A 15,917-nucleotide genomic window follows, 5' to 3' on the forward strand; every position below is an offset into this window, starting at 1 on the left:
TTTACTAAAAGGCCGCCGATATGGCGGCCTTTTGTTTTTGAATTCCTGGTCGGCGCGGCTGTTTCCTGCCGGCTGGACGGATCGGCCGGCTTTGCGCATGCTCGGCAAGAACGCGTCTGGAACCGCAACATGGAAGTCGCCGTCTTCATCCTGGTCGTGCTGGTCTTCGTCGCCGTCTCCGGCGCGCTGGTACGGCTGGTGCGGGTACCGCTGCCGGTGCTGCAGATTGCCATAGGCGCCGCGCTTGCCTGGCCGATGCGCGGCCTGCATGTCGAGATCGATCCCGAACTGTTCCTGCTGGTGTTCATCCCGCCGCTACTGTTCAGCGACGCCGCGACCGCGCCGAAGCGTGAATTGCTGGCACTGCGCGGGCCGATCCTCGACCTTGCCATCGGGCTGGTCTTCTTCACCATCGTCGGTTTCGGCTATGCCTTGCACTGGCTGGTGCCGAGCATACCGCTCGTGGTCGCTTTCGCGCTCGCTGCAGTGCTGTCGCCGACCGACGCGGTGGCGGTGTCCTCGATCGTCGACAGGAATGTGGTGCCGGCGCGGCTGATGCACATTCTGGAAGGCGAGTCGCTGCTCAACGATGCGTCGGGCCTGGTCATGTTCCGCTTCGCCGTGGCGGCAGTGCTGACCGGCAGTTTTTCTTTCGCCGCCGCATCCCTGACCTTCCTCTACGCCGTCGCGGTCGGCATCCTGGTCGGCGTCGCTGCGCTGTTCGCCGCCGCCAAGACGCTTCAGCTCCTGAACCGCATCGGCGGCGTGCCGGCCGAGGCTCAGGTGCTGGTCATGATTCTGATCCCCTTCATCGCCTATCTCGGCGCCGAACATGCCGGCGCCTCCGGCATTCTGGCGGCAGTCACCGCTGGTCTGCTCACCGGTGGCTCCGGCGTTTTCCGCTATCTCGGCGTCTCGGCGCGCATGCAGACGATGTCGCTTTGGACGACGCTGTCGTTCGTCTTCAACGGCGCGCTCTTTATCCTGCTCGGCTTGCAACTCCCTGATATCATCCGAAAGGTGCCACCAGAACTTTCGACCCGGCATTGGCTGGTCGAACCTGTTGCCACGGTGCTGATCCTGACGCTGTGCCTGATCGCGTTGCGCTTCCTGTGGATCTGGGTCGGCGATATCGCAGCCGGTATCGCGGCGCGCCTGGGCAAGCGCAAGGCCGAGCCGTTCGGCCTGCGCGTGCGTCTCGCCGGTTCCGTGGCCGGCGTGCGTGGCGCAATAACACTGGCAGGCATCCTGTCGTTGCCGCTCGCCATGCCGGACGGTTCGCCCTTTCCTGCGCGCGATCTGGTGATCTTCCTCGCCGCCGGCGTCATCATCTGCTCGCTGATCATCGCCAGCCTGGCTTTGCCGAAGATCGCCCGCGGGCTGGTCGAGCCGGGCGAGGATCCGAGTGCTGCCGAGGAGCGCCGGGCGCGCGTCGGCGCGGCCAACGCAGCAATCGCCCGCATCGAGAGCGTCGCCAATGACGCAAGCGAAGGGGAGGCGGCCGATGCCCGCCTGGCGGTGGCTGACAGCATCGTTGCCGGCTACCGCCGCCGCATCGCCGCCTCCGACGAAGCCAATGAAGCCCGAGCCGAGGCTCGCGAAGCCGGGCGGCTGGAGCTGGAACTCCGGTTCTCAGCCATCGAGGCTGAGCGCACCGCTATACGCGCCATGTTGCGCAGCGGCGAAATCAACGACCATACGGCACAGGCGCTGTTTGCCGAGATCACGCTGACCGAGGCCTTGTTGAAAGGCCGGCAGTCCAGGAAATAGCGACTACCCGCCCTGCTGGCGCAAACCGGCCAGCAAATTTCGCGCCGCAAACGTGGCGAGGCGAAAACAACTGTGTTAATGGCGCGGCAATGCATGTCGCCCAAACGTGTGCAGCGGTTTTGGGGCAACGATATGCATAGGTAAATTGCCCCCGAACCCGAGGATTTCAGGCCATGGCAACAGCAGCGGCAGTGTCGAACAAATTCGAATCCTTCTTCGAAACCACGCTGGCCGACGCCGATCCGGAGATTTTCGGCGCCATCCGCAACGAACTCGGCCGCCAGCGCCATGAGATCGAGCTGATTGCGTCGGAAAACATCGTCTCGCGCGCCGTGCTCGAGGCGCAAGGCTCGATCATGACCAACAAATACGCCGAGGGCTATCCGGGCAAGCGCTACTATGGCGGCTGCCAGTTCGTCGACGTGGCCGAGGAACTGGCCATCGAGCGCGCCAAAAAACTGTTTGGCTGCAACTTCGCCAACGTCCAGCCGAATTCCGGCAGCCAGATGAACCAGGCGGTGTTCCTGGCGCTGCTGCAGCCCGGCGACACCTTCATGGGTCTCGACCTCAATTCCGGCGGGCATCTGACCCACGGCTCGCCGGTCAATATGAGCGGCAAATGGTTCAAGGTCGTCTCCTACGGCGTGCGCAAGGAAGACCACCTGCTCGACATGGACGCGATCGAGAAGACCGCGCACGAGACCAAGCCGAAACTGATCCTGGCTGGCGGCACCGCCTATTCGCGCGTCTGGGACTGGAAGCGGTTTCGCGAGATCGCCGACGCGGTCGGCGCCTATCTGATGGTCGACATGGCCCACATTGCCGGCCTGGTCGCCGGCGGCGTGCATCCGTCGCCGCTGCCGCATGCGCATGTGGTGACCACCACCACGCACAAGTCACTGCGCGGCCCGCGCGGCGGCATGATCCTGTGCAACGACGAAGACATCGCCAAGAAGATGAACTCGGCCGTCTTCCCTGGCCTGCAGGGTGGCCCGCTGATGCACGTCATCGCCGCCAAGGCTGTGGCGTTCGGCGAGGCGTTGAAGCCGAGCTTCAAGGTTTACGCCGAGAGCGTTGCTGCCAACGCCAAGGCGCTCGCCTCCAGCCTGCAGGAAACCGGCCTCGACATCGTCTCCGGCGGCACCGACAACCACCTGATGCTGGTCGATCTGCGCCCCAAGAACGCCACCGGCAAGCGCGCCGAGGCAGCCCTTGGCCGCGCCAACATCACCTGCAACAAGAACGGCATTCCGTTCGATCCGGAAAAGCCCTTCGTCACCTCCGGCGTGCGTCTCGGCACCCCGGCCGGCACCACGCGCGGCTTTGGCCAGGCCGAGTTCCGCGAGATCGGCAAGCTGATCGCCGAAGTGCTGGACGGGCTGAAAGTCGCCAATTCCGACGAAGGCAACGCTGCCGTGGAGGCCGCGGTGAAGGCCAAGGTGGTGGCATTGACCGATCGCTTCCCGCTCTATCCCTATCTCGGTTGACCGCCAGCGGCGCGTCCTCTTTTATCCTGCACTCTGCGCCGCTCCTTGATCGGGCGGCGCGGCTTACTGGAGACTTGATGATGCGCACTTTCGGTCTTGCCATTCTGGCCCTTTTCGGCGCGTTTGCCGCCTTCGCTGTCTCAGGAGCGGTTGCCCAGGAGCAGCCGAGCACGGATGGTCCGGCCACCAACACCTTTGGCAGGTGGACCACCATCATCGATACGCTCGACACCGGCCAGGATTCGCACAAGACCTGTGCCGCCTCCACGGCCTTTGTCGATGGCAGCGGCAATGCGGGCACGCTGACGCTTTCGATCTCGAGCGGCGACGCTCTGCCGCCCGATGCCTATCCGGCGATTATGATCACCGTCGGCAACAAGGATTTGCCGGTCGGCAAGAAGATCGCGGCGACCTTCGGCGATCCCGGCGTCAAGGTTTCCGCGACGGTCTATTCCAATGATGCCATCAAAGGGCGCCCGAGCTGGACGGTCGACAATCAAGCCAAGACCAGCCTCGCTTTATTGCGCGCCATGCGCAAAGTCGTCTCGCTCGATGTCGTTTTCGGCAAACAGACTGTCACCAGTATCCCGATGGACGGCTTCACCAAGGCCTATCGCAATCTCGGCACATCCTGCGGTTTCCCGACCAAGGACGTCGCGCCCTGACGCATCTGGTGGCGCTGGCAATCTTCCTCGCGCCTCGCTATCTCTGAGGCGCGGAAGGCTTTAAGCCTTTCGCTCACCAGGAATCTCGAACCGAAGGCTTTTCATGCGCTGTCCCTACTGCCAGTCCGAAGATACGCAGGTGAAGGATTCGCGCCCCGCCGAAGATGGCGCGGCGATCCGCCGGCGGCGCGTTTGCCCCGATTGCGGCGGCCGCTTCACCACTTTCGAACGCGTCCAGCTGCGCGATCTCGTGGTGGTGAAAAAGTCCGGACGCAAAGTGCCGTTCGACCGCGACAAGCTGCTGCGCTCGGTCGAGATCGCCGTGCGCAAGCGCAATGTCGATCCCGAGCGCATCGACCGCGCCGTCACCGGCATCGTGCGCCAGCTCGAAAGCTCGGGCGAGACCGAAGTTGCCTCGGGTGAGGTCGGGCGGCTGGTGATGGAGGCGCTGAAGTCGCTCGACGACGTCGCCTATGTGCGCTTCGCCTCGGTCTATCGCAACTTCCGCGAGGCCAAGGATTTCCATGACGTGCTGGGCGAGCTCAAGGGCGACGAGGCCAAGGGCGAAGAGGAAGCCGGCTGAGCATGGCAAGGCCTGACAAAGCCGCGCAAGAGGTTCTTGATCGCCGCTTCATGGCGGCAGCACTCAGGCTGTCGCGCAAAAATGCCGGGCGGACCTCGACCAACCCTTCCGTCGGCACGCTGATCGTGCGTGACGACGGCTCCGGGCCGATGATCGTCGGCACCGGCGTCACCGCTGTCGGTGGCCGGCCGCATGCCGAGACCGAGGCACTGGCCGAGGCCGGCGAACTGGCGCGTGGCGCCACCGCCTATGTCACGCTGGAGCCTTGCGCCCACCACGGCCGCACGCCGCCTTGCGCCAATGCGCTGGTCAATGCCGGCGTGGCACGGGTGGTAGGGGCGGCGAGCGATCCCGATCCGCGCGTGTCCGGCCAGGGCTATGCCATCCTGCGCGCCGCCGGTGTCGAGGTGGTCGAAAAGGTGCTGGCGACCGAGGCCGCCGAGCAGATGGCCGGCTATCTGATTCGATCGCTCAAAAAACGCCCGGAAGTGATTCTGAAGCTTGCGCTTTCCAGCGACGGCAAGATCGGCGTGGCAGGCGACGGGCAGGTCTCGATCACCGGCGACATCGCGCGGCGCGAAGTCTACCTGATGCGAGCCGAGGCCGACGGCATATTGGTCGGCATCGGCACGGCTCTGGAAGACGATCCGGCGCTGACCGTGCGGTTGCCAGGATTGGAAAACCGCTCGCCGGCGCGCATCGTGCTCGACCGCCAGATCAGGTTGCCGGAGACGTCGAAGCTGGTATCCGGCATCGACCGGGTTCCGCTCTATGTCGCCGCGTGCCTGGAGGCCGATCCGCACCGGCGCGCAGCGCTGGAGCGTGCCGGCGTGCGCTTCATCGGCACCGAAACGCATGAAGGCGGCGTCGCACTGCCGGAACTGCTCGAGGATCTGGCCGCGCTCGGCATGGCGAGTGTGCTGGTCGAGGGCGGCGCCAAGGTCGCCAGCGCTTTCCTGGCCGACGGGCTGGTCGACCGCATCATCCTGTTCCAGGGGCCGGAAGCGATCGGCAAGGTCGGCATTGCATCGCCCATCGACGCCAACCATATCCCGGCAGGATTTCGCAAATTGCGCGACATGCAGTTCGGCGAAGACAGCTACGCGGAATGGATACGAAACTTCTAGGATCAGCATCGATGTTTACCGGAATTGTCACCGATGTCGGCACAGTCGCCGCCGTGAGGCCGCTGCGGGAAGGCGTCGGCTTGCGCATCGACACTGCCTACGACCCGGACACCATCGCCATCGGCGCCTCGATTTCCTGCGGCGGCGTCTGCCTGACGGTGACGGCACTGCCGGAAAGGGGCGCCAATGCGCGCTGGTTCGAGGTCGAGGCCTGGGAAGAGGCGCTCCGGCTGACGACGGCCATGGGCTGGAAATCCGGCACGAGGATCAATCTGGAGCGGGCGCTGAAGATTGGCGACGAGCTCGGCGGCCACATCGTATCGGGCCATGTCGACGGCATGGCCGAGATCGTGGCCCGCAAGGAGGAGGGCGACGCCGTGCGCTTCACCATGGACGCGCCGCGCGAGCTGGCGAAATTCATCGCGCCAAAAGGCTCGGTCGCGCTCGACGGCACCTCGCTTACCGTCAACAAGGTCGAAGGCACCCGTTTCGACGTGCTGTTGATCCACCATTCGCTGACTGTGACCACCTGGGGCGAGCGGAACGTCGGCGACCGCGTCAACCTCGAGATCGACACCATGGCCCGCTACGCGGCGCGGCTGGTCGAGGCGGCGAAAGAGGGGCTTTGATGGCCAAGGACAGAGTAAATTCTACCCGGGAAGGCAAGCTGACTCACAAGCCAGTGGCAAATGGGGACATCGGCTTTGCTATTGAGAAGCGCCAGCATCTCGATTTGTCCGCCAGGGACGCTCACGTCTTCGTTGACGCCTTGACCACACCGCGCCCGGTGAACGATCGTCTACGCGACACCGTGCATCGGTACCGTCAAGCCACCGGCGAATGAGCACCTCCGGCAATCTTCCGCTTGCGATCAAACCGGCTTCAGCCTAAGTCACCGGTTACCCCCGGAGACATCTATGGCTGGCACATCCCAACACGGCAAAGCGTTCATCCGTCCGAAGCAGAAGGCCCACCTTCTGATCATCGAGGCGCGCTTCCACGACGATCTTGCCGACGCGCTGCTCGACGGCGCGACAAGCGCGCTCAAGGACGCGGGCGCGACCTATGACGTCGTCACCGTTCCCGGTTCGCTCGAAATCCCCGCTGTAATTTCCTTCGCACTCGACGGCATGGCCGAAGGCGGTACAAACTATGATGGCTTTGTCGCACTCGGCACCATCATCCGCGGCGACACCTATCATTTCGACATCGTCGCCAATGAATCCAGCCGGGCGCTGATGGATATCTCCGTGCAGGACTCCGTCTGCATCGGCAACGGCATCCTGACCACCGAGAACGACGAGCAGGCCTGGACGCGGGCACAGCGTTCGGAAGGCGACAAGGGCGGCTTTGCTGCGCGTGCCGCGCTGACCATGATCGCGCTCAAACAGCAGCTGGGAGCCGGATCGTGAGCGAACCCGCTGCGCCCGGCCAACCCGCGATCCGCCACGCCAACAAGCGTGGCGCCGCCCGTCTTGCCGCCGTTCAGGCGCTCTACCAGATGGACGTTGCCGGCAGCGGTGTCATCGAAATCACCGCCGAATATGAGGCCTTCCGGCTCGGCAAGGAAGTCGACGGCGCGCTCTACCGCGAGGCCGACGCGCAATGGTTTCGCGCCATCCTCGCCGGCGTCGTCGAGAACCAGAAAAGCATCGATCCGATCATCCGCCAGGCGCTGACCGAAGACTGGCCGCTGTCCAGGCTCGACTCGACGCTGCGCGCCATCTTGCGCGCCGGCGTCTATGAACTGATGAAGCGCGAGGACGTGCCGGTGGCCGTCATCGTTTCGGAATATGTCGACATCGCCAAGGCGTTTTACGAAGACGACGAGCCGAAGCTGGTCAATGCCGTGCTCGATCGCGTGTCGCGCCGAGTGCGCGGCGAGGGGCGCGGCAAGGACGCGGTATGACTGTCGCCGCCGGGGTCGCAAGAGAAGCGCGTCGGACGGCGATCATCCTGGCCGTCTCGCAGGCGATCATCGGTTCGGCCGCGCCGATCGCCATTTCGATGGGCGGCTTGGCCGGCCAGTATCTGCTTGCCGCCGACAAGTCGCTGGCGACGGCGCCGATCACCGGCTTCAATGTCGGCGTGGCTGTCGGTGCGTTGCCGGCCGCGGCAATCATCCGCCAGCTTGGCCAGCGCGGCGGCTTCATGACCGGCACGGTCATCACCGCACTCGGCGGCCTGGTCGCCACGCTGGCGCTGTTTCAGTCAAGCTTCTGGCTGTTCGCGTTCAGTCTGGCCGTGATCGGCATCGGTGGCGCTTTCGTCCAGCAATTCCGCTTTGCGGCCGCAGACAATGCGCCGCCCGAATTCAAGGCGCGCGCCATCTCCTTCGTGCTCGCCGGCGGCATCATCACCGCCATCCTCGGGCCGCAGATCGTCATCTTCACCCGCGAATTGTTTGCGCCGGTGATGTTTGCCGGCTCGTTCGCCGCCATTCTGCCGCTGGCCGCGGTCGGCGCCATCATCCTGTCGTTCCTGCGCATTCCCGCCAAGGCTGCTGGCAAGACTGAGATCGCCATCAGCGACGCCCGGCCGCTATCCGAGATCGTCAGCCGGCCGCGCTTCGTCGCGGCGCTGTTTTGCGCCGTCGGCAGCTACGCGCTGATGAGCTTCGTCATGACCGGCGCGCCGCTGGCCATGGTCGGCTGCGGCCTGACGACAGACGACGCCACGCTCGGCATTTCCTGGCATGTCATGGCGATGTTTGCGCCAAGCTTCTTCACCGGCTCGCTGATCCACCGCTTCGGCGCCGAACGCATCGTTGCCACTGGTCTGGTCCTACTCATCGGCTGCGCCGCAGTGGCGTTGTCGGGCCTGCATCTGTGGCAGTTCTGGACGGCGCTGATTCTGCTTGGCCTCGGCTGGAATTTCGCTTTCATCGGCGCAACCGCCATGGTCGCCGACAGCTACCACCCTTCCGAAAAAAGCAAGGTGCAGGGCTTCCACGATTTCGTCCTGTTCGGCTCCGTCGCCTTCGCATCGCTGATGTCGGGCATGATCTACAATGCCTGGGGCTGGGAGATGCTGAACTGGATCGTCTTCCCGGTGACGGTGCTGTGTTTCGTCGCGCTGGGGACATTGAAGTTCACGGACTTGCGCCAACCCAGCTGACAACACGCTGTCGGGACTGGCCAAGCCGGAATGGCCGCTTCCGAACAAAATTATTGCGCTGATCCCGCATCTTATGAAACCGTGTGCCCCGACTGGGCGTTGAAGCCATGCTCATATGCGGCCACCGAATTTCGGTTCACAGCAAGGGGTTTTCACAATGTTTTCAATCAAGGCTCTCGCCGGCGCAGCCCTTGCGCTCGGCATCACCGCCGCCTCCGCCAGCGCCCAGGTGGTTGTATCCTCGAAGATCGACACCGAGGGTGGCGTGCTCGGCAACATCATCCAGCTGGTGCTGAACGCCAACAACATAAAGACCACAGATCGCATCCAGCTCGGCGGCACGCCGGTGGTGCGCAAGGCGATCACTGCCGGCGAGATCGATATCTACCCGGAATATACCGGCAACGCCGCCTTCTTCTTCGAAAAGGCCGATGATCCGGTCTGGAAAGATGCCGCGAAAGCCTATGAGGCCGCGAAAAAACTCGACTATGACGCCAACAAGATCGTCTGGCTGTCGCCATCGCCGGCCAACAACACCTGGGCGATCGCGCTGCGCAAGGAGGTTGCTGATAGCAACAAGCTGGCAACGCTGTCCGACTTCGGCAAATACGTTTCGGGCGGCGGCACGGTGGTTTTGGCTGCCTCGGCCGAGTTCGTCAATTCGGCGGCAGCCTTGCCGGCGTTCCAGACCACCTATGGCTTCACACTGAAGCCGGAACAGCTGATCACGCTGTCTGGTGGCGACACGGCGGCGACCATTGCCGCGGCCGCCAACCAGACCAACGGCGCCAACGCCGCCATGGTCTACGGCACAGACGGCGGCATCGCGCCGTCCGGACTGGTCGTGCTCGACGACGACAAGGGCGTGCAGCCGGTCTACCAGCCGGCGCCGATCATCCGCGAGGCGGTGCTCAATGAACACCCCGAGATCGAGACGCTGCTGAAGCCGGTCTTCGCCAAGCTCGACCTCGTCACGCTGCAGGAACTCAATGGCCGCGTGCAGGTCGGCGGCGAGCCGGTCAAGGGCGTCGCCGAGGACTTCCTGAAGAAGAACGGCTTCCTGAAATAGGGCGATCCCGGCGCGCCGCATTCGTGGCGCGCCGGATCGACTGACGGGGGCAGGGCGTGCGCATCCGGTTCGACAAGCTCGGCGTGGTCATCGCCGCGATCGTGGCCTATGCGGCATTCCTCGCCCCGTTCGCCACCTTTCGCGCCAACCGCATCGTTCCCGGCCAGGCGCGCTCCATCCTTGAAGCGCTGCCGGCAACGGCCGGATTGCTGCTGCTGGCGGTCGTCGTCGTCGCGGCGCTCATCGCGCTGTTGAAAACGCCGCTGGTTCTGCGCCTTGCCGCCAGTGTTGTCGCGCTCGCCGCGCTGACGTTTCTGATCGGTGTCGCCGGCACTTTCCTGACCCCGGCGGGCAACACTTTCGCCCGTATCTCGCCGGCCTCGGGCTTCTGGCTCCTGATCTTTGCCTTCACGCTCTTGCTCGCCGATGTGCTGACCAGGCTTAACCTGTCGCCTTGGGGACGGGTCGGCGTGCTTGTCGTCGCGGCTGCGGCCATCGGCCTGCTTTTGGTGTCGGGGAGCTGGGACAGTCTCTCCATCCTCAAGGAATATGCCAATCGCGCCGACAGTTTCTGGGCCGAAGGCTCCAAGCATGTGACGCTGGCGCTGGGTTCGCTGGCGGCTGCGGTGATCATTGGCCTGCCGCTCGGCATCCTCTGTCACCGCGTCGAACGGTTGCGCGCCGGCGTGCTCAATGTGCTGAACATCATCCAGACAATTCCCTCGATCGCGCTGTTCGGCCTCTTGATCGCGCCGCTCGGCTGGGTTGCGACGCACGTTCCGGGGGCAGCCGCGCTCGGCATTCGCGGCATCGGCACCGCGCCCGCCTTCGTCGCTTTGTTCCTCTATTCGCTGCTGCCGGTGGTGGCCAACACCGTGGTTGGGCTTGCAGGTGTACCCCGCGCGGCCAACGATGCGGCGCGGGGCATGGGCATGACCGACCGCCAGCGCCTGTTCGGCGTCGAGTTTCCGCTGGCTTTCCCGGTCATCCTCACCGGCATCCGCATCGTCCTGGTGCAGAACATCGGCCTTGCCACCATTGCCGCACTGATCGGCGGCGGTGGTTTTGGCGTGTTCGTGTTTCAGGGCGTCGGCCAGACGGCGATGGACCTGGTGCTGCTCGGCGCCGTACCAACGGTGGCGCTGGCCTTTGCCGCCGCCATCATCCTCGACGCGGTGATCGAAATGACGACGACCAAACGCAGGGTTGAAACGGCATGATCGAGATCGAAGGCATTACCAAGCGCTATGATGCGACGACGGTCGTCGACGACGTGTCGATGGTGATCGAACCGCGCACGGTCTGCGTCATCGTCGGCACGTCAGGCTCCGGCAAGACGACGTTGCTCAGGATGATCAACCGGCTGGTCGAGCCGACCGCGGGCATCATCAAGCTTGACGGCGCCGACAATCGCTCGCTGCCCGGCTACCAGCTGCGCCGCAGCATCGGCTATGCCATCCAGGGCCACGGCCTGTTTCCGCACCGCACGGTGGCGCAGAACATCGCCACGGTGCCGGTGCTGCTCGGTTGGGACGCGGACCGCATCAAGGCCCGCGTCGACGAGTTGATGACACTCTACCAGCTCGATCCGCAAGCCTACGGGCCGCGCTATCCGCACGAGCTGTCCGGCGGCCAGCAGCAGCGGGTCGGCGTCGCCCGCGCGCTCGCGGCGGAACCCAACGTGCTGTTGATGGACGAGCCGTTCGGCGCACTCGACCCGATCATCCGTACCAAGGCGCAGGAAGATCTGCTGGCGATCCAAAAACGCTTCGGCACCACCATCATCCTCGTCACCCATGACATGGAAGAAGCCGTGCACATGGGCGACAAGATCGCCGTCATGGATGCCGGCAAGCTTGTGCAATATGCCAAGCCGGAAGAGATCCTGGCGCGGCCGGCCAGCGCCTTCGTCGAAACCTTGGTCGGCGCCAGCGAAAGACCGTTCCGGCTGCTGTCGCTCGGCCGCGTGCGCGATGCCGTAGAAAAGGGCGCCGCCGAAGGCGAAGCCATTCCCGGCGATGCCAGCCAGCGTGATGCGCTGGCGGAACTTCTGTGGTCGGGCCGTCCGGCGCTGCCGGTCAAAGGCGCCGACGGCAAGCCGCTCGGCCGCGTCACCATCGACGGGCTTGTTAAGCGCGCGGCGAGGCCGGCATGAAAGCCTGGCTGCCGTCACTGCTCAGGCTTGCTTTGGTGGTGCTGCTTGTCGCATTCGTCACCAATCCCGGCTGGTTCGAGCCGTTGCTGAAGCCGCTGACCGAAAACAACGCGCCGGCGATCTACAATCAGGGCAGCCTGCTGACGCTGACGCTGCTGCATCTGAGGACCGTGCTGATTGCCACCGTGGCCGCCACCATCGTTGCGGTGGCGCTCGCCATCTTGGTCACCAGGCCGGTCGGCGTCGAGTTCCTGCCGCTGTCGCGCAGCCTGGTCAATATCGGCCAGACCTTTCCGCCGGTGGCGGTGCTGGCGCTGGCCGTGCCGGCCGTCGGCTTTGGCGAAAAACCGACGCTAATCGCGCTGTTTCTCTACGGCCTGCTACCGATCTTCGAGAATGCGCTGACCGGCCTTACGACATTGCCCGGCAATGTGGTGGAGGCGGCGCGCGGCGCCGGCATGACCGGCTGGCAGAGGCTGGTCAAGGTCGAGCTGCCGCTCAGCGCGCCGATCATTTTGGGCGGCATAAGGCTGTCGGTGGTGATCAGCCTGGCCACCGCCACCATCGGCTCGACCGTTGCCGCCAAGACGCTGGGCGAGGTGATCATCGCCGGGCTGTTGTCGAACAACCTTGCCTTCGTCCTACAGGGCGGTCTGATCGTCGCCGCGCTTGCGGTGCTGATCTATGACGGGCTGTCGGCGATCGAGCGCTACACCGCGCGCCGGATGGGGCGTGAGGCAGAGTAATCCCGCACGGCGCCAGAACCGATTTCAATCGATCTAATAGGACGGCGGCGCCCGCAGACGCGCTGGCACATACGCCTTTTCGGTGAAAGCCGGGCAAAAACCGAACAATATCTTGACGTTCCGAGCCCTGTTTCGCATAAGCCGCTGCGAAGGGACGGATTCTGCCTGGCGGCATCCGCTCTCCGTCTCAACGGCCCAGGGAGGGGTTCTTTTGGGCCACCAATCGAGGAAAATTCGGCAATGACCATAATTTCCGCTGTCATCGCCTGCGGCCTGCTTTCGATCCTTTACGCCATCTGGGCGACGCGTTCGGTCCTTGCGGCCGATCAGGGCAATGCACGCATGCAGGAAATCTCCGCGGCCATCCGCGAGGGTGCGCAGGCCTATCTGGCGCGCCAGTACACCACCATCGCCATGGTCGGCGTGGTCGTGCTCGTGCTCGCCTGGTGGCTGCTTTCGATCACCGCTGCGATCGGCTTCCTGATTGGCGCCGTGCTGTCGGGCGCTGCCGGCTTCATCGGCATGCACGTCTCGGTGCGCGCCAATGTGCGCACCGCGCAGGCCGCTTCCAACAGCCTCGCCGCCGGTCTCGACATCGCCTTCAAGTCGGGCGCCATCACCGGCATGCTGGTGGCCGGCCTCGCACTGCTCGGCGTTTCGATCTACTACCTCATCCTGACCCACTTCATGGGCCTCGAGCCCAACGACCGCATCGTCATCGACGCGCTGGTTTCGCTCGGCTTCGGCGCCTCGCTGATCTCGATCTTTGCCCGTCTCGGCGGCGGCATCTTCACCAAGGGCGCCGATGTCGGCGGCGATCTCGTCGGCAAGGTTGAAGCCGGCATTCCTGAAGACGATCCGCGCAACCCGGCCACCATCGCCGACAATGTCGGCGACAATGTCGGCGACTGCGCCGGCATGGCCGCCGACCTGTTCGAGACCTATGCGGTGACCGTCGTCGCCACCATGGTTCTGGCCGCCATCTTCTTCGGCGGCACCGCCGCTCTGGGTGCGGCGATGCTCTATCCGCTGGCCATCTGCGGCGCCTGCATCCTGACTTCGATCGTCGGCACCTTCTTCGTCAAGCTCGGTTCCAACGGCTCGATCATGGGCGCTCTCTACAAGGGCCTGATCGTCACCGGCCTGTTGTCGATCGTCGGCCTCGGTGTCGCCACCTCGGCAACCCTCGGCTGGGGCGAAGTCGGTACCGTCGCCGGCATGGTCATCACCGGCAAGAACCTGTTCATCTGCGGCCTGATCGGCCTGGTGGTGACCGGCCTCATCGTGGTGATCACCGAATACTACACCGGCACCGGCAAGCGTCCGGTGAACTCCATCGCCCAGGCGTCGGTGACCGGTCACGGCACCAACGTCATCCAGGGCCTTGCGGTCTCGCTGGAATCGACGGCGCTTCCGGCCATCGTCATCGTCGGCGGCATCATCTCGACCTACCAGCTCGCTGGCCTTTTCGGCACGGCGATCGCGGTCACCACCATGCTCGGCCTTGCGGGCATGATCGTCGCCCTCGACGCCTTCGGCCCGGTCACCGACAATGCCGGCGGCATTGCCGAAATGGCCGGCCTACCCAAGGAAGTGCGCCAATCCACCGACGCGCTCGATGCGGTCGGCAACACCACCAAGGCGGTGACCAAGGGCTACGCCATCGGTTCGGCCGGCCTCGGCGCCCTGGTGCTGTTTGCCGCCTATTCGAACGACCTGAAGTTCTTTGCCGCCAATGGCGACAAATATCCCTACTTCCAGGGCATGGGCGATGTCTCCTTCGACCTCTCCAACCCTTACGTCGTCGCCGGCCTGATCTTTGGCGGCCTGATCCCGTATTTGTTCGGCGGCATCGCCATGACGGCCGTCGGCCGCGCGGCGGGCGCCATCGTCGAGGAGGTGCGAAAGCAGTTCCGCGAGGATCCGGGCATCATGGCCGGCACCTCGAAGCCGAACTATGCGCGCGCCGTCGACCTGCTGACCAAGGCGGCGATCCGCGAAATGATCATCCCGTCGCTGCTGCCGGTGCTGGCACCGCTGGTCGTTTATTTCGGCGTGCTGTTGATCTCGGGTTCGAAGGCGTCTGCTTTTGCCGCCCTCGGTGCTTCGCTGCTCGGCGTCATCGTCAACGGTCTGTTCGTCGCCATCTCGATGACCTCGGGCGGCGGCGCCTGGGACAACGCCAAGAAGTCCTTCGAGGACGGCTTTGTCGACAAGGACGGCGTCAAGCACTTGAAGGGTTCCGAGGCGCACAAGGCTTCGGTGACCGGCGACACGGTCGGCGATCCCTACAAGGACACCGCCGGTCCGGCGGTCAACCCGGCGATCAAGATCACCAACATCGTCGCGCTGCTGCTGCTGGCCGTGCTCGCGCACGGCTGATCAGCGCCCAGCGCTCGAAAACAAACCCGCGGGAGCAATCCCGCGGGTTTTTCTTTGCGTGTTGGGAGATTGATGTCTGGCGACCATAGCTTGCCGTCTCAAAACAAAAACCCGTGGGATTGCTCCCACGGGTTTTTGGTCGCCTGAGATGGTGCTGCTTTCCCTGGAGGGAACGCAGAATCTGGTGATCAGGGCGTGCCGCCGCCGCCGCTGGGCAGGCCGGGCGCCAGCTTGCTGGCGCCGTTGATGATCTGGCTGAGGAAGTTCTGGTCCTTGCCGCCGGTCGGCGTGGTGCGCGAGATGAAATCGAACATCTTGCCGTCCTTCAGGCCGTAATTGGCGATCTGGGTGACACGGCTGTCAGGGCCGAAATAGACCGCCAGCACTTTCTGGTCGACCAGCCTCGGCTTGTCGAAGGCGACGTAGCGCTTGCGCGTCTGCGAAATGTAATAGAACGCCTCGTTGTCGAAGGTCGCCGTCGTCGACGGCGTGCCAAGCGCCAGGAGCACCTGTTCGCGGCTGGAACCGACCGGAACCGAGTCGACCGCCTGCTGATCGATGACATAACCCTGCGTCAGCGTCTCACTCGGATTGAGATCGCCGATCATCTTGGACGAGTTGCAGGCGGAGAGCGCCGAAGCGATCACCAACAACGAAATCGCGCCGGCAGGCATGGGTAAAAAAGTCGACTTGAATTTCAGCGCGCGCAACTACAACTCCATAAGCTGGCCGCAACTTGCGCTGGGCCGCAAAACCGGTAAACCAGCTTGCTTGCCGATGCAACAAGGCCCATTCAACATACGGTCCCTAGGAGAC

At 64.4% G+C, this 15,917-nt stretch carries 16 protein-coding genes; 15 read left to right on the top strand and 1 reads right to left on the bottom strand.

Annotation, left to right across the window (positions count from 1 at the left end; genetic code table 11):
• The first annotated feature begins 129 nt into the window (after nt 1–129).
• From AC1DVW_RS14435 to AC1DVW_RS14505, 15 genes are all read left to right on the top strand, one after another.
• Nucleotides 130–1,770: a Na+/H+ antiporter gene (locus AC1DVW_RS14435; RefSeq protein ID WP_477323882.1), complete on the top strand. Its 1,641-nt coding sequence runs from the start codon at nt 130–132 to the stop codon at nt 1,768–1,770.
• A 173-nt stretch (nt 1,771–1,943) separates the two neighbouring features.
• On the top strand, nt 1,944–3,257 hold the full coding sequence (gene glyA, locus AC1DVW_RS14440; RefSeq protein WP_477269172.1) for a serine hydroxymethyltransferase: 1,314 nt from the start codon (nt 1,944–1,946) through the stop codon (nt 3,255–3,257).
• Nucleotides 3,258–3,337: 80 nt separating this feature from the next.
• A complete protein-coding gene (locus AC1DVW_RS14445; protein WP_477269982.1) occupies nt 3,338–3,922 on the top strand; it encodes a hypothetical protein in 585 nt (194 codons plus the stop codon).
• A gap of 103 nt (nt 3,923–4,025) precedes the next feature.
• Nucleotides 4,026–4,505 (top strand): transcriptional regulator NrdR, encoded by a 480-nt coding sequence (gene nrdR / locus AC1DVW_RS14450; RefSeq protein WP_477242825.1) that lies wholly within the window; start codon nt 4,026–4,028, stop codon nt 4,503–4,505.
• A gap of 2 nt (nt 4,506–4,507) precedes the next feature.
• Nucleotides 4,508–5,632 (top strand): bifunctional diaminohydroxyphosphoribosylaminopyrimidine deaminase/5-amino-6-(5-phosphoribosylamino)uracil reductase RibD, encoded by a 1,125-nt coding sequence (gene ribD, locus AC1DVW_RS14455; RefSeq protein WP_477269174.1) that lies wholly within the window; start codon nt 4,508–4,510, stop codon nt 5,630–5,632.
• Nucleotides 5,633–5,643: 11 nt separating this feature from the next.
• Nucleotides 5,644–6,261, top strand: a complete 618-nt coding sequence (locus tag AC1DVW_RS14460; protein WP_477269176.1) for a riboflavin synthase — start codon at nt 5,644–5,646, stop codon at nt 6,259–6,261.
• Nucleotides 6,261–6,476 carry a type II toxin -antitoxin system TacA 1-like antitoxin gene (locus tag AC1DVW_RS14465; RefSeq protein ID WP_477269178.1) on the top strand — a complete coding sequence of 72 codons (216 nt, stop codon included), beginning with the start codon at nt 6,261–6,263 and terminating at the stop codon, nt 6,474–6,476. The genes AC1DVW_RS14460 and AC1DVW_RS14465 overlap by 1 nt, the downstream gene beginning before the upstream one ends.
• Nucleotides 6,477–6,549: 73 nt before the next feature.
• Nucleotides 6,550–7,044 (top strand): 6,7-dimethyl-8-ribityllumazine synthase, encoded by a 495-nt coding sequence (gene ribH / locus AC1DVW_RS14470; protein ID WP_477323884.1) that lies wholly within the window; start codon nt 6,550–6,552, stop codon nt 7,042–7,044.
• On the top strand, nt 7,041–7,541 hold the full coding sequence (nusB, locus tag AC1DVW_RS14475; RefSeq protein WP_477242830.1) for a transcription antitermination factor NusB: 501 nt from the start codon (nt 7,041–7,043) through the stop codon (nt 7,539–7,541). Before ribH ends, nusB begins: the two co-directional genes overlap by 4 nt.
• Nucleotides 7,538–8,749 (top strand): MFS transporter, encoded by a 1,212-nt coding sequence (locus AC1DVW_RS14480; RefSeq protein WP_477323886.1) that lies wholly within the window; start codon nt 7,538–7,540, stop codon nt 8,747–8,749. Before nusB ends, AC1DVW_RS14480 begins: the two co-directional genes overlap by 4 nt.
• 157 nt (nt 8,750–8,906) lie before the next feature.
• Nucleotides 8,907–9,818 (top strand): glycine betaine ABC transporter substrate-binding protein OsmF, encoded by a 912-nt coding sequence (osmF, locus tag AC1DVW_RS14485; protein WP_477323888.1) that lies wholly within the window; start codon nt 8,907–8,909, stop codon nt 9,816–9,818.
• Between the two features lie 56 nt (nt 9,819–9,874).
• Nucleotides 9,875–11,038, top strand: a complete 1,164-nt coding sequence (locus AC1DVW_RS14490) for an ABC transporter permease (protein WP_477323889.1) — start codon at nt 9,875–9,877, stop codon at nt 11,036–11,038.
• A complete protein-coding gene (locus tag AC1DVW_RS14495) occupies nt 11,035–11,973 on the top strand; it encodes an ABC transporter ATP-binding protein (protein WP_477323891.1) in 939 nt (312 codons plus the stop codon). The genes AC1DVW_RS14490 and AC1DVW_RS14495 overlap by 4 nt, the downstream gene beginning before the upstream one ends.
• Nucleotides 11,970–12,719: an ABC transporter permease gene (locus AC1DVW_RS14500; protein WP_477269192.1), complete on the top strand. Its 750-nt coding sequence runs from the start codon at nt 11,970–11,972 to the stop codon at nt 12,717–12,719. Before AC1DVW_RS14495 ends, AC1DVW_RS14500 begins: the two co-directional genes overlap by 4 nt.
• Before the next feature lie 240 nt (nt 12,720–12,959).
• Nucleotides 12,960–15,101, top strand: coding sequence for a sodium-translocating pyrophosphatase (locus AC1DVW_RS14505; protein WP_477323893.1), 2,142 nt, complete (start codon nt 12,960–12,962; stop codon nt 15,099–15,101).
• A gap of 188 nt (nt 15,102–15,289) precedes the next feature.
• Here the strand turns inward: AC1DVW_RS14505 and AC1DVW_RS14510 are convergent, their stop codons facing one another.
• Nucleotides 15,290–15,811 carry an outer membrane protein assembly factor BamE gene (locus AC1DVW_RS14510; protein ID WP_477269195.1) on the bottom strand — a complete coding sequence of 174 codons (522 nt, stop codon included), beginning with the start codon at nt 15,809–15,811 and terminating at the stop codon, nt 15,290–15,292.
• Between the last annotated feature and the right edge of the window lie 106 nt (nt 15,812–15,917).

It is taken from the genome of Mesorhizobium sp. P3_B5, assembly GCF_056402815.1.